Below are 16804 nucleotides of genomic sequence, written 5' to 3'. Positions count from 1 at the left end.
CGAAACCGTCTTTCAGAGTACGTCCATGCGGACGCACTGATTATTCGGTATTAGCCCCGGTTTCCCGGAGTTATCCCCATCTGCAGGGCAGGTTGCCCACGTGTTACTCACCCGTCCGCCGCTAAACTTACAGGAGCAAGCTCCTGTAAGTTTCGCTCGACTTGCATGTATTAGGCATGCCGCCAGCGTTCGTCCTGAGCCAGGATCAAACTCTCCATAATATCTGACGTCCGATACATAGCGAATTGCGTCGTCAACTTCGTTCAATCAGTCGGTCATGTACTCAAAAGTACACTCCCTTCTTCTCTCACTCGTTTCCTAGCACTTCACTACGTCTCGACCGCCAGCAGTTATTACAGAAGAAAATGATTGCTCATTTCTTGCTGACTTTGAACCCGAAGGTTCGTTTTTCGCTTGAGTATAAATACTCTTGCGTGTATTTCTTGACGTTTTGCTGTTCAGTTTTCAAGGTTCATTTAAATACGATTGTTTCGTGCTGTTTCTTCAACTTATATATAGAAGAGATTAACTCAACTATTTAATTTCGGTTGAATCTGTTGTTTCAACAGCAACTCTTATATCATATCAAGTTACGTTCACGATGTCAACAACTAATTTAAATTTCTTTTTTTAAGTTGTTTTCAATGTCGCAAGAGCAACGTGTTTAAATATATCATCCCCTACTTCAAATTGCAACTCTAATTTCAAATTCTTTTCATTTAATATATAAAACCCCACCCAAAGCCTGTATTGTCGGCCTCGAACGGGGTTTAATTTAATTATTCTTTTGGTCTCATTTGTGGAAACAACAGGATATCTCGAATTGATTGCGCGTTTGTTAACAACATAACAAGACGATCAATACCGATTCCGAGTCCGCCAGTAGGAGGTAATCCATACTCTAATGCTTCAATAAAGTCATTATCCATATCATGCGCTTCATCGTTCCCTTGCTCTTTTTCAACAAGTTGCGCTTCGAAACGTTCACGTTGATCAATTGGATCGTTCAATTCTGTGAATGCATTCGCGTGTTCGCGACGCACAATAAACAACTCGAAACGATCTGTAAAGCGATCGTCTTCCGGATTTTTTTTCGCAAGTGGAGAGATTTCTACAGGATGTCCAAAGATAAATGTTGGCTGAACGAGTTCCTCTTCAACTTTTTGTTCAAAGAATTCGTTTAATACATGACCAACCTCCATCATGTTTGTTACTTCTACGCCATGTTCTTTTGCAAGTGCATGTGCCTCTTCTTTAGTCATCTCTTTCCAAAAGTCGACGCCAGTAAAGTCTTTTATTGCATCAACCATGTGAAGTCGTTTCCAACCCGGAGCCAAGTCGATGATGTCGTCACCGTAAGTTACTTGGGTTGTTCCGAGCACATCTTGTGCAATATGTGCAACTAGATTTTCAGTTAGATTCATTATGTCATTGTAATCTGCATAGGCTTCGTACAATTCAATCATCGTAAACTCAGGGTTATGTCGCGTTGACGTTCCTTCGTTACGGAATACGCGACCAATTTCATATACTTTCTCTAGTCCACCAACAATTAGACGCTTCAAATGTAGTTCAATTGCAATGCGCATATAAAGTTGCATATCTAATGCATTGTGGTGTGTTATGAATGGACGTGCTGACGCACCGCCCGCTATTGCATGCAGCATCGGCGTTTCCACTTCAAGGAATCCTTGGTTATCTAGGTAACGTCGCATAGATTGGATAATCTTACTTCTTAATATAAACGTTTCTTTACTTCCTTCTGTTGCTATCAAATCCAAATACCGTTGGCGGTAACGTTGTTCGATATCTTTTAATCCATGAAACTTTTCTGGTAATGGACGAAGTGCTTTTGTAAGGAAGGTGAATTCTTCCACTTTAACGGAAAGCTCGCCGACATTCGTTTTAAATACTTCACCTGTAACCCCAACAATGTCTCCTAAATCCGCACTTGTGAATAGATGATAAGCCTCGTCACCAATTGCATCTTTTCTTATGTAAAGCTGAATTTGGCCTTCAAGATCTTGAATGTGAGCAAATCCAGCCTTCCCTTTACCTCGTTTAGTCATAATACGTCCAGCAATTTTAACTTTATGCGAAGACTCTTCGAGTTCTTCTTTAGAAAACTCACTATATTTCTTGACGATATCACCAGATAAATGCGTTCGTTCAAATCTTGAACCGAATGGATCGATTCCACTTTCCCTTATATCCAACATCTTCTGGCGCCTCACCAGAAGTTGATCGTTTAATTCATCGAGATGGGACATTTCTTTCACTCCTTCATTGTAATAAAGCTCGCTAATGATTTTTATATACCTATTGTACACAATTTACGTTGCCTGAACACACTATACGTGTTTCTTCTCGAAAATTGCTTGTAATTCTACCTTAATGCACTATATGATTTCTTGCGCTTCTCTTCATCCCACGAAAGCTCAATCGATTGCTGAACAAGACATGCACTCCTTCACCTCGCGCCATATAGGGCTGAGGATTTTCAATTGAATGAAGAGAACAACAAGTTAATCAGTCCACTTTCAAGTTCGCCTTCCTTGTTAGCTTTCATTAGAAATATAATAACAAAGAATACGATAAGGCAGAAAAAAAATAAAGTGTTTCTATTCCGCATTCTTACAATCTCCTTTCTAATAACCTATTACGACTTGGCGTAAGTGCGCCTAGTTTTTGATTCGGGTTTGATGGCTACAGAATTTTCATAGCCCCACTCTCGGTACCTAAAACACTCTAAGAAATAATAAAACCCCTCCGCTGGTCTAACGGAGAGGATTTCAAAATTGATTAAGCTACGACAACTTCCTCATCATCTTTATCACGCGTTAGATATTGGAGGATTAGCATTGCAACAAACAGAGCTAAACCAATTATATCTGTCGATGTTTCAGGAGTAATTAAAAGCAATCCTGTAGCTAAAGCTACCAGACGTTCAATCCAGTTACACTTACGATACCAGAACCCTACCATGCCCGCTCCAATAGCAATCATTCCGGTCACTGCTGTGAAAACGACCCAAACAATTTCGGTAACAGGAGCCCCCATCATTAGAAGTGCAGGGTTGAAAACAAACATATATGGAATGATAAACGCAGCGATTGCGAGTTTAGATGCTGTAAATCCTGTCTTAATAGGATCCCCACCAGATAAGCCGGATGCAGCAAAAGCTGCGAGTGCAACTGGCGGTGTAATGTCCGCAACAATCCCAAAGTAGAACACGAATAAATGAGCAGATAATGCTACTACTAATGGAACCGGTGATCCCGGAGCAAAATCCATCATTAACAGCGTAATAATTGCTGGTGCTGCAATTGTTGATGTAATTACATAGTTTGCTGTTGTAGGTGATCCCATGCCTAAAACAATCGAAGCAATCATTGTAAAGAATAAAGTCAATAAGATGTTTCCGCCCGCAGCAGAAATGAGTCCGTTTGCGAGACTTAAACCTAGACCGGTTTTCAATACAACTCCTACTATAATACCCGCACACGCAGTTGCAGCAGCAACCGCTAATGCTGTACGAGCACCGTCAACAAGTGCGTCAATTACATCTCTAAAATTAAGTCGCGTTTTTTTATCAAACGCGCTGACTAAGATTGTCAGTAAGATACCGTATAGTGCCGCTTGCATTGTTGGCACCCCGGATAGTAAGAATAAAATAATCCCTAAAATCGGAAGTAATAAGTATAACCTTTTAAACGTTTCTTTTCGGTTCGGTATCTGATCTTCCGTCATGCCTTTTAAGCCAACACGCTTCGCTTCAAAGTGCGTCATGATCCAAATACCCGTGAAATAAAGTCCTGCCGGAATAGCAGCAGCTTTTGCAATTTCCCAGTACGTGATTCCACCGATAAACTCGACCATTAGGAATGCAGCCGCACCCATAATAGGCGGCATTAGCTGGCCGCCTGTAGACGATGCCGCTTCAACTCCGCCAGCAAACTCTTTTCGGTAGCCAAGTTTTTTCATCATAGGAATCGTATACGAACCTGAACTTACAACGTTTGCTACCGAACTTCCTGAAATCGTTCCTTGTAAAGCACTTGAGAATATAGCAACCTTTGCAGGACCCCCTACTAAACGTCCTGCCAAAACAACAGCTAATTCGTTAAAGTAACTCCCGACACCCGTTTTAACAAGAAACGCTCCAAATAGTAGAAACACGAAGATGAACGTTGCAGAAACACTAATCGGTGTTCCTAATATGCCGTCCGTCGTATAAAACATAAGATGCACAATACTTTCTAAATCTTGTCCGCGATGGCCAAAGAATCCTGGGAAGTAAGGTCCAAAAAATGCGTAAACTAAAAATATGGAAGATATAAGTGTGATTGGCATTCCAACCGCACGTCTTGCCGCCTCTAATGTGAGGATAATTGCAAGGACACCTACAATTAAGTCCAATTCGGTTACCCTGCCGAGACGAAGCACGAGCTCGTTAATTTTGAGTGGCCAATATAAGCCAACCCCTATAGAAAGCAACGATAAGATAACGTCATAAAATGGAATACTATTCCTCTTTGGAATACCTTTCTTTTTCTTAGCTGGAAACAGGATGAATATTAGGGATAATGCAAACCCCAAGTGAATCGATCGTTGAACATAAGCCGTATATTGACCAAAAATTGCAGTATACAATTGGAATAAAGAAAATGAAAGCAAACCAATAAACACAACTTTTTTCATGATTGAACCAATGTCACGTGTATTCGATTCCGGATCGTACTTCCGAAGAATCGCATCCTTCTCTTCTGATGATATTGTCTCCAGACCTTCACTTTCTAACTTTAGAGACTCATCTTCTCTTTGCCCTTTATCTTTCGCCATATATATTTACCTCCTTCACCATTTCATAGATAGATAGTTTCGAAACAGAAAATCTATAAGACTTCCCTTTTGTTAATCGTTCTTTCAAGTCAATTTCTTTTTCATTATAATGAAAAGCTAGATCCGCATCAACATTTCCTATTAACATTGTAAAGGAGTCCAATATTTTGTCATTATATGTAAGCGTGTACACGCCATTGTTAAAAGTAAATGTTTCTCCTTCACTTGCATAGCCAGGCAATCCAATTGCGAGACTTTCATAGGTCATAGATAACAAACGAATTTTATCGTCTGGTGTTGCGGAATAAGATTCAATGACATCTGTTAAATGAATGGAGTGAACATACCTGATTTGGAACTCATCCGTCTTATTCATTGGTATGTAGTAATGATCCGGTTTATCCGTTCTAGTCTCAGTAAAAAGAAATACACTCTTCATCGGCACGAAACAAAGTGCAACTAAAAGGCAACCTGCTAAAAGAGTTAGCGTAATGACTTTATATTTACTCATTCGCTTCTTCCTTTCAATAAAAAAAGTTGGGGCGGTTGAAGCATTGCACTCCACCGCCCCAAGCTATAATCAGCTTATTTTATTTACTGTCTAGTTGAATTAGTTAACTTCGTCAAAGTACTTTTGTGCACCCGGGTGAACTGGGATACCAATTCCATCAAGTCCATTTTCAGCCTTAATGTATTTCCCTTTATCGTGCGTTAGTGATGATGCATTATCATAAATTGCTTTTGTAATTTTGTAAACTAACTCTTCTGGTAGGTCGTTTTGAACAACAAGCATTGCTCCAACCGAAACAGCGTTTGTTTCTGTTTCAGAACCATAAGTTCCTGCTGGAATTACTTCTTTTGCATAGTATGGATACTTTGCAATCAACGCTTCAGCTTTGTCGTCTTCGATTCCTACAATTACTACTTTAGCAACTGCGTTCAATCCTTCAACCGCTCCTGTTGGCGTACCAGCAGTGATAAATGCCGCTTCAATCTGTCCAGATTGCAAACTTTCTTGAGACTCTCCAAAGTCTAGCATTTGTGGAGAAATATCATCCATTGTCAATCCGTGGATTTCTAGAAGTTGCTCTGCGTTCGCAAAAGTACCCGAACCAGGTGCTCCAACAGAAACTTTCTTACCTTTTAAGTCTTCAAAAGAAGTAATGCCATTCTTTTCAAGTGTTACAAGTTGAACTGTTTCAGGATAAAGTGCTCCGATTGCAGAAACTTCATCAATTACTTCACCGTCAAACATCATTAAACCTTCAGAAGCGTAAAATGCGATGTCCGTTTGAACAAATGCCATTTCAGCTTGTCCGTCTTTCAGGTCTGCCATGTTTGCAGCAGATGCCTGTGAAACTTCAGCTGTTGTATTAATACCTGTTTCTTTTGTAATAAAGTCAGCAAAAGAACCACCTAGCGGATAATACGTACCTTGAGCTCCACCAGTTAAAACACTTAGGAACTTGTAACCGTAATCATCTGCAGCCTCTTCTTCTTTTTCTTCTTCTTTTTCTTCCTCTTTGTCAGTTTCTTCAACTGGTGTTGAATCAACCTTATCTTCTTCTTTAGCGTCATCTTTACCAGCATCGCTTGAACCACATGCTGCTAGGAACAACAACGCAATTATCGTCATAAGAGCGAGTAACCTTAATTTAGTTTTCTTCATAGTAATTAAATCCCCCTTTTAATAATGTTAATAGTCAATCACTTTTAGCTTACCACCTAACTACCTATTTGAAAAGGAAAATATAAGTTCCCCACTAATTCAATAATTAGCAAAGCGCTCCCCCTTGAATAATCGACAAAGTTTACATAATTAAATCAAATCTTATTCATACACTTTGCGAACTTCTTACATGATTCACTTTAAGTAACGTAGGTGCGCCAAAAGATGCACAACAATTTAGAGGTCCAGAAGACCGTCAATCTTTTTCCAAAGCACTATGCCATCATCTTGAACAGCTGCTTCTTCTACATACTTTTTCTCCGTCACTGGATCCGTACTATTCGGTGCGATTTCTAGTAGAGGAATAAGAACAAATCCCCTCTCATGCATCCGTGGATGTGGAATGATCAAATTCTCCAAATTAATGTTTTCATTATTATAAAGTAAAATATCTAGATCTACTGTACGAGGACCCCATCTGACATCTCTTACTCGACCTTGCTCACTTTCTATTTGCTGACATACATGAAGTAGTGCCAATGCGTCTAAACTGGTTTCAATTCGAATGACCAAATTCAAAAAATCTGCTTGATCGACTAAGCCAACTGGTGCAGTCTCATATATAGAGGATACTACTGCTACTTCTACTTTTTCATGAGAATGAAGTGCATGTACTGCTCCCTTTAAATGCACATACCTGTCTCCCATATTAGACCCTATGGAGAGAAATGCTTCATTCACACGAAACGCCCCCTTGTAATATCAACCGATACGGATGAATAATGTCCAGGAATCGGAGGATCCGGCTTTACAAGAACAACACGCACACCAGAAACCTTCTCTGGAAAACTTTCAATAATTGCACTTGCAATAATCTCAGCTACAGTTTCAATTAGTTTGACTGGATCTCCTTCTACAACCATCTTGCAAAGCTCATAAATTTCTGCATAATTAATTGTTTTATCTAAGTCATCGGTTTTTCCCGCCTCTTGTAAACTTGTCGCAATCGAAACCGTCACACGAAATCGTTGCCCTAACTTCTTTTCTTCGGGAAGTGCACCGTGATAACCGTAAAACTCCATGTCATTCAAGTGAATATAATCCATTTAAAACACTCCTATTCTTCGTATCGTAATTTCCCTGTCAACACGTCCATCATTCTAACTGTTCGCGCCATTTCTTTCACATCATGGACACGTACGATGTGGCTGCCTTTTTCAATTCCATAACAGATTGTTGCAGCCGTGCCTTCCAGTCTCTCTGAAACGGGAAGATTTAGTACATTTCCTATAACTGACTTTCGCGAAGTACCAAGTAAAACGGGGTACCCTAAATCGGATATTTGTTGAAGCCCTTGCATAACCGCTATATTTTGCTGCGTGTCTTTTGCAAAACCCACCCCAGGGTCTAGCCAAATATGTTCTTTAAGTACGCCGGTTCCTTCTGCAATCTTGATACTTTTGGCAAGATCAGAGAGCACTTCGTCCATAAAGGAACCTTCATACACTTTCGTTTCACGGTTATGCATTAAAATGATTGGGACTTGATAGCGCGCGGCAACTTCTGCAATTTTCGGTTCACGCTTCGCCCCCCAAACATCATTAATAATATGCGCTCCGGCTTGAATAGCCGCCTCCGCCACTCCCGCCTTATATGTATCAATAGAAACAACACAATTTAATTGTTTTGTAATTGCTTCAATCACTGGAGCCGTACGTTCTAATTCTTCTTCAAAAGATACCTGCGCATGTCCAGGACGTGTCGATTCACCACCGACGTCAATTATTTTTGCTCCATCCCGGATCATTTCTTCCGCATGCTTCAGCGCAGTGTCAATTCGCCCATATTTACCGCCGTCGGAAAACGAATCAGGAGTTACATTTAAAATGCCCATAACTACCGTTTCTTTTCGAAAATCAAGCTCGGTTTCACCGAATTGGTAACTCTTTTTTGCAAATTCCAACTCCACTAATTATTCCCTACTTTCCTATCCACTATCGCCTGCACATACAATTCATGCAGTTTATTATAACAAAAACCAGTAGTCCCTGGATATTTCCGTCCACCTAGGCGATGGATTGGCACAAGTTCCTGAATTGCGTTCGTCACAAATAGTTCATCGGCACTTTCTACAGCTTCTTTCGTAAAGAATCCTTCTTGAACAAGGAAACCTTCCGTGCGTGCTAATTCCATGACCAATGCACGAGTTGTTCCAGGAAGTATCCCCGTTTCTATACTCGGCGTATAAAGGATTTGATCTTTTACCCAAAACAAATTTGATGTAATCCCTTCTGCGACAAACCCATCCCCTGTCACAAAGAGCCCCTCAATAGTTTTTAAAGAAGATACTTCTAACCGACCTCGTACGTTATTTAAATAGTTATGCGACTTATGTCGTATTTTACTTTCTGGCAAATTTCGACGTGTCTCAAGCCAAACCGCCTCTTTTTCTACTCCCCGAACTGACTCTGGTAATGCTTTTCTAAATAAAATAACGTTCGGTGTTGCATAAGATGAGGGAGCAAGGCCAATATCATGCACGCCAGCGGAAACATTCAACCTAAAATAACCGTCTTCGTTCCCAGATAAACGGTTGAGCTCTTGCACCGCGGATAGTATTTCTTCGACAGCATAAGGTAAAGTAATTCGATATTCAGTAAGTGCCGATTGCAACCTATCCCAATGTTCCTGAAACAAAAATACATGTCCATCGTACGTACGAAACGTTTCAAAAAAACCAGTGCCATATAAAAAACCGTGATCGAAAGGAGAAATCATCATATCTTCAGCTCGAATAAAATCACCATTCATCCAACACCACATGCTAATTCCTCACTTTCTCTTCCGCCATCTCCTTCGCCTGCCAAAGTGCTCTTGCCTTGTCCAAAGACTCGATATACTCTTCCTTTGGTTTGGAATCCGCCACAAGTCCCGCTCCAGCTTGAATATAAGCAATTCCATTTCGGATGAAAGCAGTTCGGATAACAACATTTAAGTCAAAATCACCATTGAAACCAAACCAACCAATCGAACCCGTATACAACCCCCTACGCTGAGGTTCAAGTTCTTCAATAATTTCCATTGTCCGTAGTTTCGGCGCACCCGTAATCGTTCCGCCAGGGAAAACACCTCTTACAATATCTGCGTTTGAAATTCCTTCTTTTGCAGTACCCCGAACATTTGAAACTAGGTGCATTACATGTGAGTATTTTTCAATAATCATAAATTCATTTGTTTCTACTGTTTCAGGTAGACAAACACGCCTCAAATCCTCATGCTCCAAATCCACGAGCATAATATGTTCTCCGATTTCTTTTTCATTCGACAATAATTCCGTTTCCAAGGCGGCATCAGTTTCTTCGTCTCCCCCTCTTTTTCGAGTTCCGCCAATAGGACGAGTGCTAAGCTCACTCCCTCGCTTCTTCAATAAAAGTTCTGGAGAAGCAGATACAACATCGAATTCCATTGCTCCTATCGAAGACATATAAGGAGACGGATTGAATGAGCGAAGCGCTTCATACATTTCTAACGGTGATGCTGATAATGGTTTTGCTTGCCGAACCGACAAATTTACTTGAACAACTTCCCCTTTATCAATATAACCTTGCACATCTTGTACCATATTCTCAAACTGGTGCCCCGATACCGAGACTTCCAAATCGCCTAGATGACTAATAGATTGTACGGCTTTCTCTTCAGTGAATACTCGTTTATCCATCCCTATTTCCGCAGCGTCCATCCACTCTTTTCTGAGAAGGTTAGGATCCGCTCCACTTTCAGGCAGCACAATAAAATAGACCATTTCGGTTTCTATATCTAAAACTGCCCATTTATCAAAAAGATAGAAAAAAAGATCCGGCGTCCCTAGATCATCTTCCGTATCAGAAGGCAATTTTTCATACCGCCTAACATAGTCATAACTAATAAAACCAGCTACCCCTCCTTGAAATGCAGGTAACTCGGCAACTTGCAGAATTGCATATGAATCGACAAAACGAAATAGTGAATCCAGAGGTTCGCCGATTCGAACTTCTTCTAATCCATCACGCCAACGAACTTGGAGCTGGTCTTCATCTAACGTACGAAACGTCGCAAGCGGATCAATACCAGCTATACATAGATTTCCACCACGTCCACTCTCAAGGAGAAGGTGTTGCTTATTCGATTGCGCTAATTCTTTATAAGCATAAAAAAACTGTTCCTTTGTCATTTGAGCTTTCGTGTACGTTGGTTTCAGTTCCATCTGTTTCGCTCCTCTATGTACCTAATTGATAGTTATATCTTACCTTGAAATGCTCTTTTTGTGCATTAATTCGCGAAAAAGTAGACAAACAAAAAAGAAGAAGCACTTAAGCTTCTTCCTGCACAAACTTAATTTCAACGTTCGTGAATTACTCTTCCTCAAACTGATACAGCGGCGTGCTCAAATACCGTTCTCCGTTCGACGGTAAGATTGCTACTACTTTTTTCCCTTTTCCTAACCTTTTAGCAACCTGAAGTGCGGCAAATATTGCAGCACCTGATGAAACACCACCAAGAATTCCTTCTTCGCGAGCTGTGCGTCTTGCTGTATCATACGATTCATCATTCGTTACTTGTATAACTTCATCGTAGATGCTTGTATCAAGAATTTTTGGAATAAAACCAGCACCGATTCCCTGGATTTTATGTGGACCAGGTTTGCCACCTGATAACACTGCAGAATCTGTCGGTTCAACCGCAATAATCTTCACATCAGGAAAACGTTCTTTCAACACACTTCCGACACCAGTAATCGTTCCACCTGTGCCAACTCCAGAGATAAATGCATCTACTCGATCTAAGGCGTCCGCGATTTCAGGACCCGTTGTTAAGCGGTGAATTTCAGGGTTTGCCTCGTTGTTAAATTGTTGAGGTAAGAACCACCCATTTTCTTCTGCTAACTGGCTTGCTTTTGCAATGGCTCCATTCATACCTTCTGCACCCGGCGTAAGAATTAGCTCTGCACCGTATGCGCGTAGTAAATTGCGGCGCTCTGAACTCATTGTATCCGGCATAACTAGAATTGCTTTATATCCTTTAGCCGCCGCTATCATCGCAAGTCCAATTCCAGTGTTTCCACTCGTTGGTTCAATAATTGTACTACCTGCTTGTAAGTCGCCTGATTTCTCCGCTGCTTCAATCATGGCTAAAGCAATCCGGTCTTTCACACTTGAACCTGGATTAAAGTATTCTAACTTTAAGTAGACATCCGCATCCTCAGGTCCTGTCAATCTATTTACTTTTACCAATGGAGTCTTCCCAACTAAATCTGCAACTGAGTTTCCAACAATCATTTTTCTCATCCTTTCTTAATCCCTACTATTTCGATATGCTTTATAGTATTAATAGTACGCTGAACATGTGCTATCTGTCAATAACTATCTATAGTACCCATAACAACCACAATAATCCCTTACAAAAAAAGCTGTTCAAAACTACCGATAATCGGCAGTATCTGAACAGCATGTTGAAGTTAACTTTAATCACCATAAAACCACTTTGCGTCAAACTCTTTCCAGAATGCTTCAGGACTCACTGACTGAGTTAGTTGTTCAAGTGCTAGTTCACGAAGTATGTGATCCTTCACTTCATTCAATTTGAAAGATTGCCCTTTCATAATATCACTTACACGAAGAATCGCATATGTGCCATCACTCAGCTTAATAATCCCGCTTGTCGTACCTTCCTTCAGGTTCGCTGCCCCAGTGACAATCTCTTGATCGATTGCTTGCATAGACGCATGGATGTACCCAATATCGCCACCTAAATTGGCTGACCCTATATCTACCGAACGCTCTTTTGCAAGAACCTCAAAACTCGAACCGCCAGCTAATTCGCTTATCGTTTGCTCTGCATCTGCCATTGACGATAATACAATCACCGCTGTACGATATGCCGTCGGGATATGATAAAGCGATTCATTTTCATCATAATAAGACGTAATCACTTTTTCCTCAATGACGACATCTTTCGTCAACACTTTTTCGAGAATTAAATTTGAACGAATTTGTTGCCTTAGCTTATCCTCGTCTGTAGCTGTATACGATTGACTGTCTACCGATCTAATGAGTGCAAGCTCTAGATCAATTTCTTGATCAGAGACTTCTATTTTGTATTTTTTTGCAGCTGCTTCCATTACTTTTTCATTAACTAGCCCAAGAAGTGTTTCGCGACCGACTTCCTTCTCCATTGCCATCAGCCACTCTTCTCGTGAAATCGAATCCCCATCAACCGATGCAACCATTTCACTTTCTTGTCTAGGTTTATCCGGCACGAGCCATCCAATGAACCAAAGTACGTTGAAACCAAAGAGAATACAAATAAGAATAACGAGCGGTTTTGTTTTTATTTTCCGCTTAGATTTTCTCTCTTCATCAGAATTAGACTTGCGCTCGTATCTCATCGATAAATCCTTCCAACTCACCTTTTGGATAGACATACGTTTCCAGACAGAAATGACAATGCGCTTCTGCTTTTCCATCTTCATCAATCATGTCACGAATTTCTTTTTCCCCGAGCCCGATAATTGCATTGCCAAAACGTTCCTTTGAACAGTTGCATTTAAATGAAACCGGCATGCGATCCAGAATCTCAACATTGTCCAAACCAAGAATTTCACTCAGAATCTGTTCAGGCGTTAATCCACGAGCAATCAATTTCGATATAGGTTCCATCGTTGAGATTTTACTTTCTAGCGTACTTATAGTTTCATCAGTCGCACCAGGCATTACTTGTAGGATAAATCCTCCTGCAGCTTGCACCGTATTATCAGGATTTACTAAAACACCTAAGCCTACCGCAGATGGGACTTGTTCTGACACGACAAAATAGTGAGTAAAGTCTTCTCCAATTTCTCCCGATACGATAGGAACTTGTCCTGTAAAGAAATCGCGCAACCCCTGATCTTTGACAACAGTAAGTGAACCTTCTGTTCCAACTGCTCTTCTAACATCAAGTTTACCAAACTCATTTAAGTCAAAATGAGTTTGCGGATTCACTGCGTATCCTCTAACATCACCTTTTGCATTCGAGTCGATAATCATCGCACCAAGCGGGCCATTTCCCTCGACTTTTACAGTTAGCTTATCTTCGCCTTTCATCATTGCACCCATCATTACACTCGCAGTCATTGCTCTTCCAAGTGCTGCAGTCGCAGTCGGCCAAATACCATGTCTGCGTTGTACTTCGGCTATTGTTTCCGTTGACCGTACGGCATAAGCCCGTATCGTTCCATCAAACGCTAATGCTTTTACTAAATAATCTTTCATTGTTTATTACCCCTCTTTATCTATTTCTTTCGTAAATAAGATGCAATCCTTTTAGCGTTAGAAAATTATCTACTACATCAATTGCATTCGTCTCACTCGCAATTAGATCTGCAAGGCCACCAGTTGCAATCACTGTCGGCACTTCCTTACTTTGTTCTTTCATACGTGAAACGACGCCTTCAACTTGACCCACATAACCGTAGACAATTCCAGATTGCATCGCTCCTACAGTTGTCTTTCCAACAACATGTTCTGGTCGTGTTAGTTCGATGCGGGGCAGCTTGGATGCACGGTCAAATAACGCCTCCATTGAAATACCAACACCCGGCGCAATTGCTCCACCCATATATTGCCCTTTTTCATTTACATAGCAATACGTTGTTGCCGTTCCAAAATCTACGATGATTAACGGACTTCCGTATTCTTCTGTAGCGGCAACTGCATTTACGATTCGATCCGCACCAACTTCACGTGGATTCTCATATTTTATATCTAAACCCGTCTCAAGGTCTTGACCTACTATTAGTGGTTTTTGATTAAAATATTTCCTGCACATTTGCTCAAGTGGGAACATAACTGGTGGCACAACAGATGAAATGATAATCCCTGTTATCTCCTCAAATTTTAAACCTACATGTGTAAACAATGACTTAACTTGCATTGCATACTCATCCTCAGTTTTTTGACGGTATGTTTCCATACGCCAATGATATTTAAGTTGTCCATCTTCATAGACGCCTAGTACAATGTTTGTGTTTCCAGTATCCAGCACTAAAATCATATGCACACCTCACTCACTTCATTATTTTCCATCACATCATACCACAATCTATCTAATAAAAAAAAGCTGACTGCTCTCAAAAGAAACAGTCAGCTTTTATATAAGTTATTCTTTTCGGTCCTCTGGAATCTCACCTTTTGGTAAAGGTGTATCAAAATCTTCTTTTGGTAAATCACCCGTTGAAGGATCTTGTGGAGCACCTGTTACATCAGCAATTGCTGGATCCAATGTTTCTTCAGTTTCTTCTTCAACCACCACTACATCGTCATCACCGTTTCGATCGTAAGGACGATCAGGCAATGTTCCGTGATCTTTCAAGTGATTGATTTGTTCTGCATCAAGCGTTTCTACTTCAAGAAGCGTAGACGCTATGAGGTTAAGTAATTCTCTTTGTTCAGTAAGAATTGTTCTTGTACGCTCATATTGCTCTTTAATAATTCGTTGCATTTCTTGATCGATTTCATAAGCAATCGCTTCAGAATAGTTCTGCTCAGAATTGAAGTCTCTGCCAAGGAACACTTGACCTTGAGATTGACCAAATTGAAGTGGTCCAAGCTTATCGCTCATTCCATATTCAGTGACCATCGAGCGGGCAATTCCTGTTGCGCGCTGGAAGTCATTGTGCGCACCAGTAGATACTTCTCCAAGTGCAATTTCTTCAGCGACACGACCACCAAGAAGCCCAGCAATTTTATCAAGAAGCTCCGGTTTCGTCATAAAGTACCGATCCTCTTTTGGAAGCATAACAGCATATCCGCCTGCTTGACCACGAGGTACGATTGTTACTTTGTGAACGATATCCGCTTCATCAAGCATTAGTCCAACAACAACATGACCCGCTTCATGGAAGGAAACAATATCTCTTTCTTTCTTGGAAATCACGCGACTTGTCTTCGCAGGACCTGCGATAACACGGTCAGTTGCTTCATCAATATCAGACATATCAATTTTCAACTTGCTTCTTCTAGCAGCTACAAGTGCCGCTTCGTTTAACAAGTTCTCAAGATCCGCACCAGAAAACCCTGGTGTACGTTGCGCAAGCGCTTTGAGATTGACAGTATCGTCAAATGGTTTGTTGCGTGCATGTACTTTAAGAACAGCTTCTCTACCTTTAACATCAGGACGTCCAACAGTAATTTGACGGTCAAAACGACCCGGACGAAGTAGAGCAGGATCTAGAATATCTGGACGGTTCGTAGCAGCAACGATAATAACACCTTCGTTTTCACCAAATCCATCCATTTCTACTAGTAGCTGATTTAACGTTTGCTCACGCTCGTCATGTCCGCCACCAAGACCTGCACCACGCTGACGACCAACTGCATCAATTTCATCAATAAAGATAATACAAGGTGCATTCTTTTTTGCATTTTCGAATAGGTCACGGACACGAGATGCTCCGACCCCAACGAACATTTCAACAAAATCTGAACCCGATATAGAGAAGAACGGTACGCCTGCTTCACCTGCAACAGCGCGAGCAAGTAATGTCTTTCCTGTACCTGGAGGCCCAACGAGTAAAATCCCTCTTGGAATACGTGCTCCAACTTTGTCAAATTTCTTCGAGTCTTTTAAGAAGTCAACAACTTCCACGAGTTCTGCCTTTTCTTCATCTGCTCCAGCGACATCATCAAAGCTAACTTTCTTTTTGTCGTCGGTATGAAGCTTCGCCTTACTTTTACCGAAGTTCATGACACGGCCACCGCCGCCACCTTGCGACTGGTTAAGCAAGAAGAAGAACAGGATAAAGATAATTATGAAAGGTAAAAGCCCTGTGAAAAACGACACCAAAGCACTTGGTTTCGGTGCTGGATCATATTTCACTTTCGTTTTTTCTGCAATTGCATTTTGTAATGCTTCATTGTTTTGCGGTATAGATGTTACATATGTTTCACCTTCCGCGTAACCTTTCATTGTTCCTTTTACTTCATAAACAAGTCGATCTGGTTGAAGTGTTGCGTCAAGTACATTTCCTTCATCCAGTGCAATCATAAACTCATCGTAAGTAATTGGTTTCATTTTCGGGTTTGGGTTATTAAAGGAACCAAAGATCCCCATGATTGCTAGGAATATTAGTCCATATAATAGAAAGTATCGAAATATTCGATTCATTCAAAAGCCTCCTCATTTCATTCAACAGAAAACTATTCTAAATCTTACCATAGATAACTTTAAACCATCAACGAAAATGCCTTGTTAAAACACATTTTTCATTGACCTTGT

14 protein-coding genes and 1 rRNA gene are annotated in these 16804 nt (G+C 40.8%); all 15 read right to left on the bottom strand.

Translation table 11 applies throughout. The annotated features are described in order from the left end of the window. A 16S ribosomal RNA gene (locus ACXYMX_RS11805) occupies positions 1-221 on the bottom strand; the annotation flags it as partial. A gap of 558 nt (positions 222-779) precedes the next feature. Then, positions 780-2270 (bottom strand): lysine--tRNA ligase, encoded by a 1491-nt coding sequence (gene lysS, locus ACXYMX_RS11800; protein WP_459044435.1) that lies wholly within the window; start codon positions 2268-2270, stop codon positions 780-782. A gap of 532 nt (positions 2271-2802) precedes the next feature. Further along, on the bottom strand, positions 2803-4842 hold the full coding sequence (locus ACXYMX_RS11795; protein ID WP_459044434.1) for a TRAP transporter permease: 2040 nt from the start codon (positions 4840-4842) through the stop codon (positions 2803-2805). Continuing rightward, on the bottom strand, positions 4829-5353 hold the full coding sequence (locus ACXYMX_RS11790; RefSeq protein WP_459044433.1) for a DUF1850 domain-containing protein: 525 nt from the start codon (positions 5351-5353) through the stop codon (positions 4829-4831). Before ACXYMX_RS11790 ends, ACXYMX_RS11795 begins: the two co-directional genes overlap by 14 nt. Before the next feature lie 99 nt (positions 5354-5452). Then, a complete protein-coding gene (locus ACXYMX_RS11785; protein WP_459044432.1) occupies positions 5453-6511 on the bottom strand; it encodes a TAXI family TRAP transporter solute-binding subunit in 1059 nt (352 codons plus the stop codon). 237 nt (positions 6512-6748) lie between these two features. Continuing rightward, positions 6749-7252: a 2-amino-4-hydroxy-6-hydroxymethyldihydropteridine diphosphokinase gene (folK, locus tag ACXYMX_RS11780; RefSeq protein ID WP_459044431.1), complete on the bottom strand. Its 504-nt coding sequence runs from the start codon at positions 7250-7252 to the stop codon at positions 6749-6751. Then, the gene (folB, locus tag ACXYMX_RS11775; RefSeq protein WP_459044430.1) at positions 7249-7617 is read right to left on the bottom strand and encodes a dihydroneopterin aldolase; all 369 of its coding nucleotides are present in this window, start codon (positions 7615-7617) and stop codon (positions 7249-7251) included. The genes folK and folB overlap by 4 nt, the downstream gene beginning before the upstream one ends. An 11-nt stretch (positions 7618-7628) precedes the next feature. Continuing rightward, positions 7629-8405, bottom strand: coding sequence for a dihydropteroate synthase (folP, locus tag ACXYMX_RS11770; protein ID WP_459044438.1), 777 nt, complete (start codon positions 8403-8405; stop codon positions 7629-7631). Between the two features lie 74 nt (positions 8406-8479). Continuing rightward, positions 8480-9322 (bottom strand): aminodeoxychorismate lyase, encoded by an 843-nt coding sequence (pabC, locus tag ACXYMX_RS11765; protein ID WP_459044429.1) that lies wholly within the window; start codon positions 9320-9322, stop codon positions 8480-8482. 13 nt (positions 9323-9335) lie between these two features. After that, positions 9336-10754, bottom strand: coding sequence for an anthranilate synthase component I family protein (locus tag ACXYMX_RS11760; RefSeq protein ID WP_459044428.1), 1419 nt, complete (start codon positions 10752-10754; stop codon positions 9336-9338). A gap of 148 nt (positions 10755-10902) precedes the next feature. Continuing rightward, positions 10903-11826, bottom strand: coding sequence for a cysteine synthase A (cysK, locus tag ACXYMX_RS11755; RefSeq protein WP_459044427.1), 924 nt, complete (start codon positions 11824-11826; stop codon positions 10903-10905). A gap of 185 nt (positions 11827-12011) precedes the next feature. Then, on the bottom strand, positions 12012-12935 hold the full coding sequence (locus tag ACXYMX_RS11750; RefSeq protein ID WP_459044426.1) for a peptidyl-prolyl cis-trans isomerase: 924 nt from the start codon (positions 12933-12935) through the stop codon (positions 12012-12014). Continuing rightward, positions 12913-13800, bottom strand: coding sequence for an Hsp33 family molecular chaperone HslO (gene hslO, locus ACXYMX_RS11745; protein WP_459044425.1), 888 nt, complete (start codon positions 13798-13800; stop codon positions 12913-12915). Before hslO ends, ACXYMX_RS11750 begins: the two co-directional genes overlap by 23 nt. Positions 13801-13816: 16 nt before the next feature. Further along, positions 13817-14581: a type III pantothenate kinase gene (locus ACXYMX_RS11740; RefSeq protein WP_459044424.1), complete on the bottom strand. Its 765-nt coding sequence runs from the start codon at positions 14579-14581 to the stop codon at positions 13817-13819. A gap of 105 nt (positions 14582-14686) precedes the next feature. Further along, positions 14687-16693, bottom strand: a complete 2007-nt coding sequence (ftsH, locus tag ACXYMX_RS11735; protein WP_459044423.1) for an ATP-dependent zinc metalloprotease FtsH — start codon at positions 16691-16693, stop codon at positions 14687-14689. Positions 16694-16804 lie beyond the last annotated feature (111 nt).

This window comes from Sporosarcina sp. CAU 1771, assembly GCF_054482775.1.
This window is presented reverse-complemented; position numbering and strand designations above follow the sequence as displayed.